At 69.8% G+C, this 16,928-nt stretch carries 15 protein-coding genes; 6 read left to right on the top strand and 9 right to left on the bottom strand.

Going from position 1 to position 16,928, the window contains the following annotated elements; all coding sequences use genetic code 11:
* Positions 1-95: 95 nt before the first annotated feature.
* On the top strand, positions 96-749 hold the full coding sequence (locus ACIOC1_RS28385) for a hypothetical protein (RefSeq protein WP_401856742.1): 654 nt from the start codon (positions 96-98) through the stop codon (positions 747-749).
* Entirely contained in the window at positions 734-1,747 is a 1,014-nt protein-coding gene (locus tag ACIOC1_RS28380; RefSeq protein ID WP_401856740.1) for a hypothetical protein, read from the top strand. Before ACIOC1_RS28385 ends, ACIOC1_RS28380 begins: the two co-directional genes overlap by 16 nt.
* Positions 1,748-1,792: 45 nt before the next feature.
* On the opposite strand, the gene ACIOC1_RS28375 is transcribed toward ACIOC1_RS28380, so the two are convergent.
* Positions 1,793-3,361, bottom strand: coding sequence for an FAD-binding protein (locus ACIOC1_RS28375; protein WP_401856738.1), 1,569 nt, complete (start codon positions 3,359-3,361; stop codon positions 1,793-1,795).
* A 679-nt stretch (positions 3,362-4,040) separates the two neighbouring features.
* Between ACIOC1_RS28375 and ACIOC1_RS28370 the strand changes: the two genes are divergently transcribed.
* Together ACIOC1_RS28370 and ACIOC1_RS28365 are read left to right on the top strand one after the other, a co-directional pair.
* On the top strand, positions 4,041-4,985 hold the full coding sequence (locus ACIOC1_RS28370; RefSeq protein ID WP_401856736.1) for a hypothetical protein: 945 nt from the start codon (positions 4,041-4,043) through the stop codon (positions 4,983-4,985).
* A gap of 153 nt (positions 4,986-5,138) precedes the next feature.
* A complete protein-coding gene (locus tag ACIOC1_RS28365; protein WP_355341850.1) occupies positions 5,139-5,354 on the top strand; it encodes a hypothetical protein in 216 nt (71 codons plus the stop codon).
* Positions 5,355-5,411: 57 nt separating this feature from the next.
* Here ACIOC1_RS28365 and ACIOC1_RS28360 read toward each other — a convergent pair whose 3' ends face one another.
* Positions 5,412-5,807, bottom strand: coding sequence for a metal-sensing transcriptional repressor (locus tag ACIOC1_RS28360; RefSeq protein ID WP_391049799.1), 396 nt, complete (start codon positions 5,805-5,807; stop codon positions 5,412-5,414).
* A 191-nt stretch (positions 5,808-5,998) separates the two neighbouring features.
* Between ACIOC1_RS28360 and ACIOC1_RS28355 the strand changes: the two genes are divergently transcribed.
* Together ACIOC1_RS28355 and ACIOC1_RS28350 are read left to right on the top strand one after the other, a co-directional pair.
* Complete coding sequence (locus ACIOC1_RS28355; protein WP_188285542.1) at positions 5,999-6,619, top strand: DUF47 family protein; 621 nt, start codon at positions 5,999-6,001, stop codon at positions 6,617-6,619.
* A 5-nt stretch (positions 6,620-6,624) separates the two neighbouring features.
* A complete protein-coding gene (locus tag ACIOC1_RS28350; protein WP_355341853.1) occupies positions 6,625-7,620 on the top strand; it encodes an inorganic phosphate transporter in 996 nt (331 codons plus the stop codon).
* A gap of 152 nt (positions 7,621-7,772) precedes the next feature.
* Here the strand turns inward: ACIOC1_RS28350 and pstB are convergent, their stop codons facing one another.
* The 7 genes from pstB to ACIOC1_RS28315 form a co-directional block, all read right to left on the bottom strand.
* Positions 7,773-8,549 carry a phosphate ABC transporter ATP-binding protein PstB gene (gene pstB, locus ACIOC1_RS28345; protein ID WP_188285540.1) on the bottom strand — a complete coding sequence of 259 codons (777 nt, stop codon included), beginning with the start codon at positions 8,547-8,549 and terminating at the stop codon, positions 7,773-7,775.
* A gap of 70 nt (positions 8,550-8,619) precedes the next feature.
* A complete protein-coding gene (pstA, locus tag ACIOC1_RS28340) occupies positions 8,620-9,702 on the bottom strand; it encodes a phosphate ABC transporter permease PstA (RefSeq protein WP_355341857.1) in 1,083 nt (360 codons plus the stop codon).
* The gene (gene pstC, locus ACIOC1_RS28335) at positions 9,699-10,679 is read right to left on the bottom strand and encodes a phosphate ABC transporter permease subunit PstC (protein WP_401856732.1); all 981 of its coding nucleotides are present in this window, start codon (positions 10,677-10,679) and stop codon (positions 9,699-9,701) included. Before pstC ends, pstA begins: the two co-directional genes overlap by 4 nt.
* A gap of 106 nt (positions 10,680-10,785) precedes the next feature.
* The gene (gene pstS / locus ACIOC1_RS28330; protein WP_355341863.1) at positions 10,786-11,943 is read right to left on the bottom strand and encodes a phosphate ABC transporter substrate-binding protein PstS; all 1,158 of its coding nucleotides are present in this window, start codon (positions 11,941-11,943) and stop codon (positions 10,786-10,788) included.
* Between the two features lie 429 nt (positions 11,944-12,372).
* A complete protein-coding gene (locus ACIOC1_RS28325) occupies positions 12,373-12,801 on the bottom strand; it encodes an NUDIX hydrolase (RefSeq protein ID WP_355341866.1) in 429 nt (142 codons plus the stop codon).
* A complete protein-coding gene (locus ACIOC1_RS28320; RefSeq protein WP_401856730.1) occupies positions 12,798-14,105 on the bottom strand; it encodes a CHAD domain-containing protein in 1,308 nt (435 codons plus the stop codon). Before ACIOC1_RS28320 ends, ACIOC1_RS28325 begins: the two co-directional genes overlap by 4 nt.
* Positions 14,083-16,293: an RNA degradosome polyphosphate kinase gene (locus ACIOC1_RS28315; RefSeq protein ID WP_355341872.1), complete on the bottom strand. Its 2,211-nt coding sequence runs from the start codon at positions 16,291-16,293 to the stop codon at positions 14,083-14,085. The genes ACIOC1_RS28320 and ACIOC1_RS28315 overlap by 23 nt, the downstream gene beginning before the upstream one ends.
* Positions 16,294-16,928: the final 635 nt, after the last annotated feature.

The following is a 16,928-nucleotide window of genomic DNA, read 5'->3' as shown; positions in this document are numbered from 1 at the left end:
ACGGGAGGGCCCTACAGCCCCACGACGCGCGCCGGTAATGTCAAGGGCTACGCGCAACTGACTCGGTAACTGGACGACTCACGGGGGATCTCATCGTGACCCGCTCATCCCTGCCCATCGCCGTCGCCCTCGCAGCGTCGGCGGGCCTGCTGCTGACCGCTTGCGGTGGGGGTGGGTCGGACAGCTCGGACAAGATTCAGCCGTCGGGGACGGTGACGACGGCGGCGCCTACGGCGACGACGGCTTCGCCTACGCAGGCGGCGAACGCGCCGACGTTCGACCTTCCGTCGGACGCCAAGGCGGAGTTCACCGGGTTCGACGCCTCCGACGGTGCCAAGAAGGACGTTCTGCGGGACGTGAAGAACGCGATCTTGACCATTCAGGAAGCCGAGGCGCTGGGCAAGGGGAACACTCCCAACATCAAGCGGTACTTTATGCCGATTCAGGCGGCGACGCTTTCGGACATGGCGATCGCCTATAGAAAGTCGGGATACACGATCACCGGAACGGTGAAGGACTACCGACCGACAGTGAAGTTTGACGCCAGTGATCGGGCTCAAGTCACGTATTGCGAGGATCAGAGCCACGCGTACGACAAGCTCATCTCGACTGGCGAAGTGCAGCGGTCCACGCCTTCGGTGAAGGACTACAGTCTTTGGCGCATGGGCCTGGTCAAGAACGAGGCCGGGGACTGGCAGGTGGCCGACTACTCGCAGCAGAAGGGGGTGTCGAAGTGCGCAGGTTCCTGACGCGACGCACCAATGCACTTTCGGTGTCGGCGCTGAGTCTCGTGATGGTATTTCTGACATCGCCCCAGGCGCAGGCGGACCGAGAGCATGCGAACGGTCCGGCACCCGTCGTCACGCCGAAAAGCAATGACGGCGTGCTCTCTTCACGAGTGAGTCTGGGAGGTACAGGTTACACCGGGGGCAAGGGAACGCAGCCGATCACGTCATCGAACGCCAACTGGTCCCCGCCCGACTGCTGGTATGAGGCGTTCACCCCGGACGAGTTCGAAGCTGTACTCGATGAGCGCTATTACGCGGCGGGCAACAGGAATGCAGGCTCGGTCTACAACTACTTGTACGGTGTCCGGTCGGATATGACGGCCATCAAGTACCACAGGGGTGACGACGGCAGTTGGTGGTTGCTCGTATACAACCGCGACCTTCCGGAGAACACCGCAGGATCGTGCACTCTCAGCGACGGATGGAAATGGGTGGACGCTGGGAATCCACCTCCCCCTGGCGCGATCACAGCGGAGCAACTTTCACAAGTGGCCTACGCGGCGACGAAGTTGCCTGCACGAAAGGTGACACTGAGCCCTGGTGCAAACAACCAGAAGGTCAATCTGGCTACGTACGTGAAATTCGCTGATGCCCTTCCGCAGGTGTATGTAACCGCACAGGTGCCCCATCCGCCTGTGGCGGCGACCGTGGTTGCCCAGCCCTATGCGTTGCACGTAGAGGCGGGAACGTCATACGCGAGTCCGCAGTCGTGTGACTACGTGTTCAAGCGCGTCGGGAATCAGTACAACATCGACACCGAGGGCTCCGGCTGCAACATCACCTACCGCAAGGCGACAGCGGCTGGCGGGGCCTACACCCTGCGAGCTCAGATCACTTGGAAGGTGCACTGGACGGCGACTGCGGATCAGAACGGTCCGGTGGCCGGGCCGATGGACGACGGCTATACGACGTCCGAGCAGGACGTCACCGTGCAGGAGATTCAGGCTGTCAACCGCTGAATCGCGGTGGGTCGCTTCACCTTTGCTCGGGTTTCCACCGGGGGGCTAGAGGGCCTGGGGGAAGGTGAAGAGGTGGTGGGGGTCGAGGTGGGATTTGAGGGCGGTGAGGCGGGGGGCGTTGGGGCCGTAGTAGGCGGTGCGCCAGGTGGGGAGGGTGGGGTCGGCGTAGTTCTGGTACGCGGCGCCCGAGGCGTAGGGGGACATGGCCTTGTGGGTGGTGTCGAGCCAGCCGGTGGTGGAGAGGGCGTCCGAGGCCAGGTATTGGGTGAGGACGCGTGAGGTGCGGTGGCAGAAGGCGGTGTCCGTGGGGGACGGGCGGTTGACCGCGCCGCCGAGGGCGGTGAGGGCGATGCTGCCGGCGCCGTCGCCGGACTGGGCGGAGAGCCGCTCGACGGCCGAGAGCAGCGTGGAGATGCCCGCGTCCGGCAGGTCCTTGTCGTAGAAGTCGGAGCGCGCGGTGTAGGTCTCCCGGTGCAGGTGCCCGGCGGGGGTCAGACGGCACTGGGCGGCGGACAGACCGGCGCAGCCCGCGTACGAGAAGGTCGCGTCGAGGTAGCTGTGCGGGCGCAGCGAGACGGTGCTGGCGTCGGCGCCGATGGCGGCGGCGAGCCGGTCGGTGGCGGCGGCGAGATCGTCGCGGGAGCCGGTGGAGAGCATCGGGACGGCCACGGTGGGGGAGCCGCCGGCGTCGCAGTCGAGGTGCAGGGCGGACCAGATGTGGTCCGGCTGGTCGGGGCCCCAGCGCTGCCAGGCGCGGATCACGGCGGCGGCCCGGCTCCACGGCCAGGTGAGGTAGCCGGTGACGACGCCGTCGGGCATCGGGTGGGTGGCGAAGCGCAGTGACGTGACGACGCCGAACTGGCCGTTGCCCGCGCCGCGCAGCGCCCAGAACAGCTCGGGCTGGGAGTCGGCGGAGCAGTCGAGGATCCGGCCGTCGGCGGTCACGATGGTGGCGCCGACGAGGCTGTCGCAGGTCAGGCCCATGGAGCGGCTCATCACGCCGTGGCCGCCGCCGAGCGCGAGTCCTGAGACGCCGACGGTCGGGCAGGACCCGGCCGGGATCGTCCGGCCCTGCTTGCCGAGGGTGGAGTAGACGTCGATGAGCTTGGTGCCCGCGCCGACCGTGGCGGTGGTGCCGTCGAGGCGGATCGAGTTGAGCCGGGAGACGTCGATGACCAGGCGGCCGTCGCCGCTCGACCAGCCCGCGTAGGAGTGGCCGCCGCTGCGGATGGCCAGCGGGGTGGCGGTGCGGCGGGCGAAGTCCAGGCAGGCGCGGATGTCGGAGGTGCCGGTGACGTACGCGATGCCCGCCGGACGCAAGCCGTCGAAGCGGGTGTTGTACAGGATACGGTCGGCGGCGTACGCGCTGTCGTCCGGGCGTACGAGGCCGCCGTCCAGGGACGTGGCGAGGGCCGGCCAGTCGGGTTTGACGGGGGGCGCGGTGGTGGCCGCGGTCGGCGTGGCGGAACCGCCGGAGGACGACGGGGGCGCGGACGTACCGCCCTTGGCGTCGTCGCCGCTGTCGGGTCCGCAGCCGGTCAGCCAGGCGGCGGCCAGTACGGCCCCGCCCGCCTTGAGCGCGGTCCTGCGCTCGACCCGGTCGCCCTTGTCCATACGGTCACCCCGGTCACTTCGGTCCTCCGGGTCCGTCAGGACCGCAGGCTCCACACGACTCACTTGCCCCACCGCCTTCGCCTATCCGTAGACGTGCGAATCATGAGCCCGGTTGCGGAGCGCGAGGTGCGGGGCGAGAAGACTACAGCGGGGCGGGAACGGTACGGCGGGGTGGGAACAGTACGGCGGGGTGAGCGCAGTACAGCGGGGCGCGAACGGTACAGCCGGGCGCGACCGGCGCGAAGGGCGGGAACGCGGCGCGCGTCAGCCGGAGATGTGCTCCTCCGCATCGCGTCTCGCGCGGTCCCTGGCCCGCCGGGCCGGACCCTTCCAGCCACACGAGCAGCGGGCGACGGCGAAGGAGCCGCGCTCGACGATCGACGTCCGGTGGCCACCGTCCGGAGCGTCGGCCGGAGTTCCCGATGGAGTTCCGGCTGAAGCTGTGACGGAGGCCCTGGCGGAATCCTGCTCGGCACGCAAGTTGAGCACGAGACCACCGTAGCGGGCGTGACGGGGCACTTCCGACAGTCGTTAGACGCCATAAGGCCCCGGCCGGTCGAGGCCGGTCCAGGAATGCTCCAGGAATGGCTCAGGGATGGTGGCGGCGATGGCCCCGGGGGTAGCGACGGTACGGCGCGCGACGGCAGTACGGCGGCGCCGAGGACGTACGAAGGCCGCCATGGCCGCGGTGCTCGGCTGCGCCTGCGGGGCCGCCCTGCTCACCGGCTGCGTCGGGCAGGGCGCGGCGGCCGAGAGCGGCAAGGACGCCAAGGGGCACGACCCGGCGCAGGCGGTACGCGGCGCCGCGGACGTCCTCGTACGGGCGGGCAGCTCGCACGTGGACACCTCGATGCGGATGGCCAGCGGCGGCACCTGGCTGACCATCACCGGCACCGGCGGTTTCGACTACGTGAAGCGGCAGGGCGAACTGCGGCTGCTGCTGCCCAGGGACGCGGCGGGCGCCGAGGAGCACAAGCCGATCATCGAACTGCTCACGCCGGGCGCCCTCTATATGAAGGACCGCGGCGAGGGCGTGCCCGAGGGGAAGTGGGTACGCGTCGACACCGACCGGCTGCCGGACGGCAATCTGGTGACCGGCGGCGCCACCGAGCCGCTGGCCGCCGCCGAACTGCTGCGCGGCGCCCAGGACGTCGAGCTGGTCGGCGTCGAGACCCTGCGCGGTACGAAGGTGTGGCACTACCGGGGGACCGCCGACATCGGGCGCGCGGCGAAGGCCGCCGCGCCCGGCGTACGCGGGCCCTTGCAGGCGGCGGCCAAGGGGTTCACGGTCACCCGGGTGCCCTTCGACGCGTGGCTGGACGAGGCGGGGCGGCTGCGCCAGGTGAGCCAGCGGTTCACCTTCAGCTCGGACGACCAGAAGGACAAGAAGATCGACAAGCAGGCCGGCCTGAACGACAAGCAGACCGGCGAGAACGGCAAGGGCGGCCCCGACACCCCCCGTACGACGACCGGTGCCGGCGGCCGTACGCCGACCGCCGCCGCGCCCGACGTCACCGTGGTCTCGACCACTCGCTTCGACGATTTCGGCCGCGCCGTCCCCGTCACCATGCCCCGAGCTGCCGACATCTGGACGGGCAAGATCGTTTCTTCCCAGCAGGGGTAAGGGGTCTTCGCGGTAACGGCCCTCACCGGAAAGGGCGTTGTCGAAATGGTCCATCCGTGCCATGCGCGGACCGGGTGCCGGTCCCTACCCTGGCTTGAGGCAGTGGCAGACAGCCAAGAGCCAGGCACTCGTGGACGAGGAGGTGGTGCGCGTATGGCGCCGTCGCCCGGAATGCTGGTCGTCCAGGACGATCCGGTGGCCCTCGCGGAGATCGAACTCTGCGGTGAGCTGATGATCGCCGCGTCCACCGCCGACGAGGAGCGGCTGAGCTTCGCCCGGATCGACGAGGTGCTGGGGGTCGCGTGCGACCGCGAGTCGATGCCCGCGCTCCTGGTGCGCGCCCCGCTCTCCGACCGCGCAACCGGCTGACACCGGGGCGCGCCGCCCGTACGCCCCCCTGGAACCCCCCGGAAGAGCCGCCCCCGCCTACGTCCGCAGCAGCCGCGCTATGGCCGCCGTCGCCTCCGCCACCTTCTCGTCGATCTCCGGCCCGCCGCCGACCGCCGCCGCGGCCACGCAGTGCCGCAGGTGCTCCTCCAGGAGCTGGAGGGCGAAGGACTGGAGGCCCTTCGTGCTCGCCGACACCTGGGTGAGGATGTCGATGCAGTAGACGTCCTCCTCGACCATCCGCTGCAGGCCGCGGATCTGCCCCTCGATCCGGCGCAGCCGCTTGAGGTGGGACTCCTTGTCATGGCTGTATCCATGCGGCCCCTGGGGGCGCGAAGATGGGCCGGAACCCGTGTCCGCCCCCGCGTCCCGAGGTGACTGTTCCGGCGTGATCTCCGCCTCAACCCCGGCCGGTTCCCTGGCCTCCGTCGTCATCGTCAACCCCGCCCTTCCTGTCCCGTTATACCCCTGCCGGGTATATCGTACCGAATCGACACCTTGTGCGACGCATCCCCGGTGAGGGGGACACTTCTGGATGGGCGACACTGGGTGACGCCCATTAGCCGTGGCCGGATGATGCGCCTAGCATCAACGAGACCGAATCCGATGCACACCGAGGACCTCACGTGCGCTTTCGTCTGACCCCCAGGGAGACGAGCTTCTACGACATGTTCGCCGCGTCCGCGGACAACATCGTCACCGGTTCGAAGCTCCTCATGGAACTGCTCGGGGCCGATTCGGCTACCCGGACCGAGATCGCCGAGAGAATGCGGGCGGCGGAGCACGCGGGGGACGACGCGACCCACGCGATCTTCCACCAGCTCAACTCCTCCTTCATCACCCCCTTCGACCGCGAGGACATCTACACCCTCGCCGGGTCGCTCGACGACATCATGGACTACATGGAGGAGGCCGTTGACCTGGTCGTCCTCTACAAGGTCGAGGAGCTGCCGAAGGGCGTGGAGCAGCAGGTCGAGGTGCTGGCACGGGCGGCCGAGCTGACCGCGGGAGCCATGCCGAACCTGCGCACGATGTCCAACCTCACCGAGTACTGGATCGAGGTCAACCGGCTGGAGAACCAGGCCGACCAGATCCACCGCAAGCTGCTCGCGCACCTGTTCAACGGCAAGTACGACGCCATAGAGGTGCTCAAGCTCAAGCAGATCGTGGACGTACTGGAAGAGGCCGCGGACGCTTTCGAGCACGTGGCGAACACGGTGGAGACCATCGCGGTCAAGGAGTCCTGACCTACGTGGACACCTTCGCTCTGGTCGCGACCATCGGGGTCGCGCTCTTCTTCACGTACACCAACGGGTTCCACGACTCGGCGAACGCCATCGCCACCTCGGTGTCGACCCGCGCGCTGACCCCCAAGGCCGCGCTGGCCATGGCCGCCGTGATGAACCTCGCGGGCGCGTTCCTGGGCAGCGGCGTCGCCAAGACCGTCAGCAAGGGGCTGATCGAGACCCCCACCGGCCGCAATGGCATGGGCATCCTCTTCGCCGCGCTCGCCGGTGCGATCATCTGGAATCTGGTCACCTGGTACTTCGGTCTGCCGTCGAGTTCCAGCCACGCGCTGTTCGGCGGTCTGGTCGGCGCCGCGCTGGCCGGCGGCGTCACCGTGCACTGGTCGGGCGTGGTCGACAAGGTCATCGTCCCGATGTTCGTCTCGCCCGTGGTCGGCCTGGTCGTCGGCTATCTCGTGATGCTGGCGATCCTCTGGTTCTTCCGCCGCGCCAATCCGCACAAGGCCAAGCGCGGCTTCCGTATCGCGCAGACCGTCTCCGCGGCGGCGATGGCGCTCGGCCACGGTCTCCAGGACGCGCAGAAGACGATGGGCGTGGTCGTCCTCGCCCTGGTCATCCACGACCCGAGCAACGGGTACGGCATCCCGATCTGGGTCAAGTTCGTGTGCGCCGCGATGATGTCGCTCGGTACGTACGCGGGCGGCTGGCGGATCATGCGGACGCTGGGGCGTCGCATCATCGACCTCGACCCGCCGCAGGGCTTCGCCGCCGAGACGACGTCCGCGGGCATCCTCTACGCGACCTCGTACATCTTCCAGGCGCCGGTCTCCACGACCCACGTCATCACCTCCGCGATCATGGGCGTCGGCGCGACCAAGCGGGTCAAGGCGGTGCGCTGGGGGGTGGCCAAGAACATCGTGGCCGGATGGTTCATCACGATGCCCGCCGCCGGTCTCGTGGCCGCCATCGGCTTCTACCTGGTGCGGCTGATCTTCGGCTGACCCGTCGTGCGACCCCGGCTGGTCTCCGGCTGACCCGTCGCGCGCATCAAGGCGACGCCCCCTGACATGGGTTCGGCCCCGCTTCCCGTCACCGGGAAGCGGGGCCTGCGCCTTGCGGTGGCACCGCCATGCAGCACCGCGCGGCGGTCCTGTCACCCGAAGCGGCCCGAGATGTAGTCCTCGGTGGCCTGGACCGACGGGTTGGAGAAGATGCGCTCGGTGTCGTCGATCTCTATGAGCTTGCCGGGCTGGCCGACCGCGGCCAGGTTGAAGAACGCGGTGCGGTCGGAGACACGGGCGGCCTGCTGCATGTTGTGCGTGACGATCACGATCGTGAAGCGGGTCTTCAGCTCACCGATCAGGTCCTCGATGGCCAGGGTGGAGATCGGGTCGAGCGCCGAGCACGGCTCGTCCATCAGCAGCACCTGCGGCTCGACCGCGATGGCGCGGGCGATGCACAGCCGCTGCTGCTGGCCGCCGGACAGGCCGGAGCCGGGCTTGTTGAGCCGGTCCTTGACCTCGTTCCAGAGGTTGGCGCCCTTGAGGGACTTCTCGACGATGGTGTCCAGCTCGCCCTTCTTGCGGACACCGTTGAGCTTGAGGCCGGCCGCCACGTTGTCGTAGATCGACATGGTGGGGAACGGGTTCGGCCGCTGGAATACCATGCCGACCGTGCGGCGTACGGTCACCGGGTCGACGCCCGTCCCGTACAGGTTCTCGTCGTCCAGCAGCACCTTGCCCTCGACGCGGCCGCCGGGGGTGACCTCGTGCATGCGGTTCAGGGTGCGCAGGAAGGTGGACTTGCCGCAGCCGGACGGGCCGATGAAGGCGGTCACGGTGCGGGGCTCCACGGTCATCGAGATGTCCTCGATGGCCTTGAAGGCGCTGTAGTACGCGGTGAGGCCGCTGACGTCGATTCGCTTGGCCATGGGGATCACTTCTCTTCTCAAGGTCGTCTGATGTCGGCCGCGTCAGCGACCTGCCACGCGGCGGAGCCGCTCATCGATGCTTCGGGGCCTTCCAGCGGGCGATGCCGCGGGCCACCAGGTTGAGGATCATCACGAAGGCGATGAGCACCAGAGCCGCGGCCCACGCGCGGTCGTAGCTCGGCTCGTTGCCGTTGCCGTACTGCTGGTAGATGAAGAACGGCAGCGACGACTGCGGATCCTTGAAGGGGTCCGTGTTGATCAGGTTGCTGCCGAACACCAGCAGGGCGATCGGCGCGCTCTCGCCCGCGATGCGGGCGATGGCGAGCATGACGCCGGTGGTGATGCCGCCGATCGCGGTGGGGATGACGACCTTGACGATGGTGCGCCACTTCGGGACGCCCAGGGCGAGGGAGGCCTCGCGCAGCTCGTTCGGGATGAGCTTGAGCATTTCCTCGGTGGAGCGGACGACGATCGGCATCATCAGGATGGCCAGGGCCAGCGAGCCGGCGAAACCGGTCGCGGGGGCCTTGCCGATCAGCACGAACCACATCGAGAGGATGAACAGACCGGCCACGATCGACGGGATGCCGGTCATGACGTCGACGAAGAAGGTGACCCACTTCGCCAGCGCGCCCTTGCCGTACTCGACCAGGTAGATCGCGGTGAGTATGCCCAGCGGCGCGGCGATGACCGCGGCGATGCCGACCTGCTCCAGGGTGCCGATGATGGCGTGGTAGACGCCGCCGCCGGGCTGGATGGTCAGCACGTTGTTCATCGAGTGCGTCAGGAAGTTGACGTCGAGGACCTTGACGCCCTTGCTGATCGTCGTCTCGACCAGCGAGTAGAGCGGTATGACGGCCAGGATGAAGCTGGACCAGACGAGGCTGGTGGCCACCCGGTCCTTGGCCTGGCGGCGCCCCTCGACCTGCGCGGTGATGACGTATGAACCGGCGACGAAGAGGAGCAGCGCGATCAGACCCCACTGGATCTTGCTGTCGAGCCCGAAGCCCGCGCCGATCGCTCCGGCGACGACGACGGCTCCGGCCGCGATGGCCAGCGGAGCCCACTTGGGGAGCTGACGGGAGGCCAGCGGCGGCGTGGCGGGAGCCTCCGCCGGGGCCGGCGGCTTGTCGTCCACGATCAGGTCGCTCATGCGTTGGCCCCCGAGTACTCCTTGCGGCGGGCGATGATCAGTCGGGCCGCGCCGTTGACCAGCAGGGTGATGAAGAAGAGCACCAGGCCGGAGGCGATCAGCGCGTCGCGGCCGAACTCGTCGGCCTCACCGAACTTGGCGACGATGTTCTGCGAGAAGGTGCCGCCGAGCGGGTCCAGGATGTGCGCGGACAGTTGCGGCGAGGCGGACAGCACGGTGGCCACCGCCATGGTCTCGCCGAGCGCGCGGCCCAGGCCCAGCATCGAGGCGCTGATGATGCCGGAGCGCGCGAAGGGCAGCACCGACAGGCGGATGACTTCCCAGCGGGTCGCGCCGAGCGCGAGCGCCGCTTCCTCGTGCATCTTGGGCACCTGGCGGATCACTTCGCGGCTGACGTTGGTGATGATCGGCAGGATCATGATCGCCAGCAGGATGCCGACGGTGAACAGCGACCGGGCGGCCGAGTTCGGGTCCTGCTTCTCGAAGATGACGGTCCAGCCGAAGTACTTGTCCAGCCAGAGGTTGAGGCCCTTGAGGTGCGGCACCAGGAAGAGCGCGCCCCACAGGCCGTAGATGATGCTGGGCACCGCGGCGAGCAGGTCGATCACGTAGGCGATCGGACCGCCCAGGCGGCGCGGTGCGTAGTGCGTGACGAACAGGGCGATGCCGACGGCGATCGGGACCGCGATGACCATCGCGATGACCGAGCTGACGACCGTGCCGTAGGCCAGTACGGCGATGCCGAACACCGGCGGGTTGAGGCTGGCGTTCCACTCGAAGGTGGTCAGGAAGTTGCCGTGGTCCTTGGAGATCGCGCTCACCGAGCGGACCGTCAGGAAGACGGCGATGGCCGCCATCACGACGAGGAGGAAGATGCCGGACCCGCGGGAGAGTCCCGCGAAGATCCGGTCGCCGGGCCGGGTGACGGTCTTCGTCTCCACCGGTGGCGCGGTAGGGGGAGGGGCGGTGGTGGTCATAGGGATTTCTCCGGTCTGGGTGGGGGACGTTCGGTCCCCCGGCGGCGGTGCACCGGATGTACGGCGGGCCCCGCGGTCGCCAGGACCGCGGGGCCCGCCGACTCGACTAGGACAGGGCGGTGATGGTGGAGCGGACCTTCGTGGCGATCTCGGTCGGCAGCGGGGCGTAGCCGGCCGCCGAGAGCTTCGCCTGACCGGCGTCGCTGGCGATGTAGGTCAGGAAGGACTTGGTGAGCGGCAGGGTGTCGGCCTTGTTGCCCTTGTCGCAGGCGATCTCGTACGTCACCAGGACGATCGGGTAGGCGTTGTCCGCCTTGGTGGTGTACGCGGCGCCCAGGTCCAGGGACAGGTCGGAACCGGTGCCGACGACCTTGGCGGAGGCGATACCGGCCGACGCGTTCTGCGAGGTGGCCTCGACCGGCGCGGAGGCACCGGTGTTGATCTTCACCGTCGGGATGGTGCTGGCGGTCGCGTAGGACAGCTCGAAGTAACCGATGGAGCCCTCGGTCTGCTTGACCAGCGCGGCGACACCGGCGGACTTCGCGGCGGCCTGGCCGCCCTTGCCCATCCACGCCTTCGCGTGCTCGTACGGCCAGTCGGCCGGAGCGGCGCCCTTCAGGTACTTGGTCAGGTTGTCCGTGGTGCCGGACTCGTCCTGGCGGTGCACGGTCTGGATCTTGGAGCTCGGCAGGGTGACACCCGGGTTGAGCTTCTTGATCGCTTCGTCGTTCCAGTTGGTGATCTTCGAGTTGAAGATCTTCGCCAGGGTGGGCGCGTCCAGAACCAGGTTGCTCACACCGGAGAGGTTGTAACCGACGGCGATCGGGCCGCCGACCATCGGGATGCTGATGCCCTGGCCGTTGGTGCAGACCTTCTTCGAGGCGGTGACCTCTTCGGGCTTCAGCGGCGAGTCGGAGCCCGCGAAGGCGTCCGTGCCCTGGTTGAAGTCGACGATGCCCTCACCGGAGGACGAGGTCTTGTAGTTGATCGTCGCGCCGGAGCAGGCCTGCTGGTAGTCCTTGACCCACGACTCGATCGCGTTCTGCTGGGCACTGGAGCCGGAGGCCAGGATCTGGCCCTTCTCACAGGCGATGCCGCTCGCGTTGGCGCTGCTGTCGGACGAGCTGGCCGAGGCGCTGCCGCTGGGCGTGGACGTGGAGTCGTTGTTGTTGTCCGAACCACAGGCGCTCAGGACCAGCGCGCCGGTAATCGCGACCGCGCCGACGGTCAGGGCCCGCAGCCCGTTCTTACGCTGAAGCTTCACCTTCGTGTGTTCCTTCCAAAAGCCCGCCGGTGGACGGCGAAGCAGAGGGTTATGGGTTCTGCATCCACCCGGCGTCGCGTGATGCTCACCGGTAAGCCCGAAATTAGGCAGATGAAGTGAAGCGACCGACGGAAGGGGGTGAACGCCAGGTGAACCTCGTCTATCAGGGTGGTGCCGCTACGCGCGTTACGCGCGCCGTGGTGACGAAGTGGTATCCGGGGCTGTCGTTGTGTCACAAAGGAACACGGGCAGGTCACGGGGGTGACACGGGCCGGTTACGGCCGCCGGGCGGGCCGATCGGCACGCGGTGGTACGCCGGTTCACCGGCCGTCCACCCGCTCGGGTGCCCGCTCGTGCCCCCGCTCCGGCCCCGCGAGCCGGTACGGCCGGCCCGATGAGCCCGCTGTGGGACCGCTCCGCCGACCGCCGTCAGCCCGCCAGCGCGTGCAGCAGCGCGTCCACGAGGGGCCGGTCGCGGTCGTGGGTGAGCCTGCGGCGGGCAGCGGAGGGCGGCAGCCAGATCATCCGGTCCACCTCGTCGTTGGGGACGAAAGAGCCCTCCCACGCCTCGGCCGCCCAGTAGCGGACCTCCTTGGGGCGGCCGTCCACCAGATAGCGCGACGTCGGCAGCGGGGCGCCGAGTGAGCAGCCCAGGCCGGTCTCCTCACGGGTCTCGCGCAGCGCGGCGGCAGGGAACTCCTCGCCGCGCTTCAGCTTGCCCTTCGGCAGGCTCCAGTCGTCGTAACGCGGCCGGTGCACCAGCGCCAGTTCGATCCCGCCGTGGTACGGCGAGACGCGCCACAGCACGACGCCCGCCGCCCGTACGGTCGTTCCGCTCTTGTCGCCCGCGCGTTTCATTCCGTGCGCGCCCCCGGTACGGAATTCGGCCCAGGGCCCGGTGCGGACCCCGGCGCGGCACTCGCTACGGGACCGGGCGGACCGGGCCGAGAGGCGCCGGAGCCCGGCTGCCACAGCCGCGAGAAGGCGAAGCGCGCGGCTTCCACCTCGTGCCGCTGGTCGGCGTGGAGCACGCCCAGCGCGTACGCGGTCGCCGGAGCTATGCGCGGGGTGCGGGCCGCCGCCGCGACGGCCGCCGCGCACTCGGCCGCCTCGCGGTGCCTGGCCAGCAGCACGGCCGCCTCGGCGAGCCGCTGCGCCGCCGCCTCGCCGTCCGGGTCGATGCCCCGGCAGACCTCGGCCGCGTAACGGCTCAGCCGCAGCAGCACCCGCACCTGGTGCCAGGGCGAGTCCTGGAGGTCGGCCGTCAGCTCGGTGCCGAGCGCCGCCTGGACGGCCTCCGCGTTGTACGGGTGCGCCGCGCGCAGCAGCGGCAGCGCGCCCGCCGCGTCGGCCAGCCGCCGGTCGGCCTGCGCGGCGAGCGGCGGCAGTACGGTCGCGGCCGGTCCCTCGGCCGCCGCGGTCAGCGGCACCTCGGAGGCCAGGACGGCGATGTTGTCCGCGAGCGCGTGGAAACGCGAGGAGCCCATCGCCTGGAGCGTCGCCGAGTGCGCCCGGGTACGGGCCAGGGTGAGCTGCCGCTCCAGGAGCGCCCCGGCGCGCGCGGCGCCCAGCGCCAGCGGACCGCTCCCGGCCGGGGGCGGCGGGACCGCGGGCGCGGGCGGCCCCGGGACGTCGCCGGTGTCCGCGGGGGCCTTGCCGCCGGCGTCCGGGTCCGGGTCCGCGGCGGCCGACAGCCGCCGCAGCGCCTCCAGCAGCCGCGCCAGCCGGGCGGTGTACTGCGGCTCGCGGGCCAAGGTGGTGGCCAGCCAGCCCAGTTCGGCGCGGAGCGACTCGGCCCACACCGGGTCGGTCAGCGGCGCGTAGATGTGCAGGACCCCGCCGATCCGCCGGGCGCTGGCCCGCAGCAGTGCGTCGGCGTCGCCCTCGTGCTCGCCCCGCAGGCTCAGGGCCCGCAGGAAGGCGGTGGCCTGGTCGTGCAGATAGCGTGCGAGGGTGCCGCCCGCCGTACCGCCGGGCGGGCCCGCGGGCGCCGGGCCCGCGTCGGCCGTGGGCGCCGCGGCCGTCCGCGACTGCGGTGTACGCGCTTGCGTCGTACGTGTCCCCGTCGTGCCGCCCGGTGCGGGGGCGGCGGCCGGTGGGCCCGGGTCGCCGCTCCCCGCGGGGGTCAGCGGGGGGCTGTCAGGTAGCTGCTGCTGGGCCACGCCGGCGCCTCCGGGCGTCGATGAGCATCTCCTGGACATTGCGCAGCGGCTTCCCGTCCGGGTCGGTGCTGTGCCGGGTCCAATTACCGTCCGCCGCCAGGTGCCAGGAGGAGGTCGTGTCCGACATCCCGTCCTCCAGCAGGCGGTTGAGGGTGGCGCGGTGGGTCGGGTCGGCGACCCTGACCAGCGCCTCGATGCGGCGGTCGAGGTTACGGTGCATCATGTCGGCGCTGCCGAACCAGACTTCGGTCTCGCCGCCGTTGCCGAACGCGAACACCCGCGAGTGTTCGAGGAAGCGTCCGAGCACGCTGCGGACCTTGATGTTCTCGGACAGACCGGCGACACCCGGCCGTACCGCGCAGATCCCGCGCACCCAGATGTCCACCGGGACCCCGGCCTGCGAGGCGCGGTAGAGCGCGTCGATGATCTGCTCGTCGACGATCGAGTTCACCTTCAGCCGGACATACGCGGGACGCCCGGCGCGCTGGTGCGCGATCTCCTCCATGATCCGGGAGATCAGGCCGTCGCGCAGACTGCGCGGCGCGACCAGCAGCCGGTTGTAGACCTCGCGGCGCGAGTAGCCGGACAGCCGGTTGAACAGGTGCGACAGATCCGCGCCCACCTGCGGGTCGGCCGTCAGCAGACCGAGGTCCTCATACAGCCGGGCCGTCTTCGGGTGGTAGTTGCCGGTGCCGACGTGGCTGTAGCGGCGCAGGGTGTCGTCCTCCTGGCGGACCACCAGCGACAGCTTGCAGTGCGTCTTGAGGCCGACCAGGCCGTACACGACATGGCAGCCCGCCTCCTCCAGCTTGCGCGCCCACTTGATGTTGGCCTGCTCGTCGAAGCGCGCCTTCAGCTCGACCAGCACCAGCACCTGCTTGCCCGCCTCGGCCGCGTCGATCAGCGCGTCGACGATCGGCGAGTCGCCCGACGTCCGGTACAGCGTCTGCTTGATCGCCAGGACGTCGGGGTCGGCGGCGGCCTGGTCGAGGAACGCCTGCACGGAGGTGGAGAAGGAGTCGTACGGGTGGTGCAGCAGCACGTCCCGGCGGCGCAGTGCCGCGAAGATGTCGGGCGCCGACGCGGACTCGACCTCCGCCAGGTCGCGGTGGGTGCCCGCCACGAACTTCTGGTATTTCAGCTCGGGGCGGTCCAGGCCCGCGATGGCGAACAGCCCGGTCAGGTCCAGCGGACCCGGCAGCGGATACACCTCGTTGTGCTTCATCTTCAGCTCGTGCACCAGCAGGTCGAGCACGCGCGGGGCGATGGACTCCTCGACCTCCAGGCGGACCGGCGGGCCGAAGCGGCGGCGCATGAGTTCCTTCTCCAGCGCCTGGAGCAGATTCTCGCCGTCGTCCTCCTCCACTTCCAGGTCCTCGTTGCGCGTGACCCGGAACATGTGGTGGTCGAGCACCTCCATGCCGGGGAACAGCTCCTCCAGGTGCGCGGCGATCACGTCCTCCAGCGGCACGTACCGCTGCGGGCCCGCCTCCAGGAAGCGCGACAGGATCGGCGGCACCTTCACCCGCGCGAAGTGCTCGTTGCCCGAGACCGGATTCCGTACCACCACCGCCAGATTCAGCGACAGACCCGAGATGTACGGGAACGGGTGCGCCGGGTCGACGGCCAGCGGGGTCAGCACCGGGAAGATCTGCTGCCGGAACAGCGTGAACAGCCGCGCCTGCTCCTTCTCGGTCAGCTCGTGCCAGCGGATGACGTGGATGCCCTCGTCCGCGAGCTGCGGCGCCACGTCGTTCTGGAAGCAGGCCGCGTGCCTGGCCATCAGCTCCCGCGACCTGGTCAGGATCAGGTCCAGCACCTCGCGCGGCTGGGCGCCGGACGCCGAGCGGGTCGCGACACCGGTCGCGATACGCCGCTTCAGGCCCGCGACCCTGACCATGAAGAACTCGTCCAGGTTGCTGGCGAATATCGCCAGGAAGTTAGCCCGTTCGAGGAGCGGGGTCGCCGGGTCCTCGGCCAGCTCGAGCACCCGCTCGTTGAACGCCAGCCAGCTGCGTTCGCGGTCCAGGAAGCGGCCCTGCGGCAATTCCTCACCGAATTCCTCGCTCGCCTCGCCCAGGCTCGACGATCCCGGGTCCGGATTCGGTACGACGCGGGGGCGGAACGTCCCGGACGCCAACGACTGCTGGGGCTGGGCGGGAAAACTGGGGTGATTCGTCTGGGCCATGGGATGCGAGCCCTCCTCCTGGTCCGGCACGGGGCGGCCTGCGGCCGGCTCGGGGCGACCGTGGGCCGTCGGTCCATTGTCCCGTGTACCCGAGGGTTTCGGCAGGTCGGGCGGGGGAGGGGGTGCGGGGGCAGCGGGCTGCATCCTGCGATGCTCGCAAGCGAGGTTGAATCGCCGGTAACGAGAGCGTTGCCGTCAGGCAAGCGGGACGCTTCCAGCGGGGGTGCCCTCGAAGCACGGCTCGCGCCCCGTCCGCACCCTCCGGTCCGCCCCCTCCCCCTCCACCTCGCGCAGGTGAGCCCCTTTCCACGGGCGCGGCCCCGCGGGTCCCCTGCCGGGGGGTGGGCCGATCTTCCCAGGGGCCGCCCCTGGACGGTTCTTCTGCCGGGCGCCGGCCACGTGTTTTTTGGGGCGCGGCCCCGGGGGGGGGCTTCTGCCAGGGGGGTGGGCCGATCTTTTAGGGGCGCGCCCCTGGGCGGTTCTTTCGCCGAGGCGGCACGCCGTGTAGTTAGGGGCGCGGGGAACTGCGCGCTCAGCCCGCGCGGTGGCGCGGGTGAGGAACCGGCCCCAGCGGGGCAGATGCGGTTGTTTTCGGGCTGACAGCCCGGTGGGGGCTGGTCGCGCAGTTCCCCGCG

The sequence above is a fragment of the Streptomyces sp. NPDC088197 genome (assembly GCF_044741185.1).
Taxonomy (GTDB): Bacteria; Actinomycetota; Actinomycetes; order Streptomycetales; family Streptomycetaceae; genus Actinacidiphila.
This window is presented reverse-complemented; position numbering and strand designations above follow the sequence as displayed.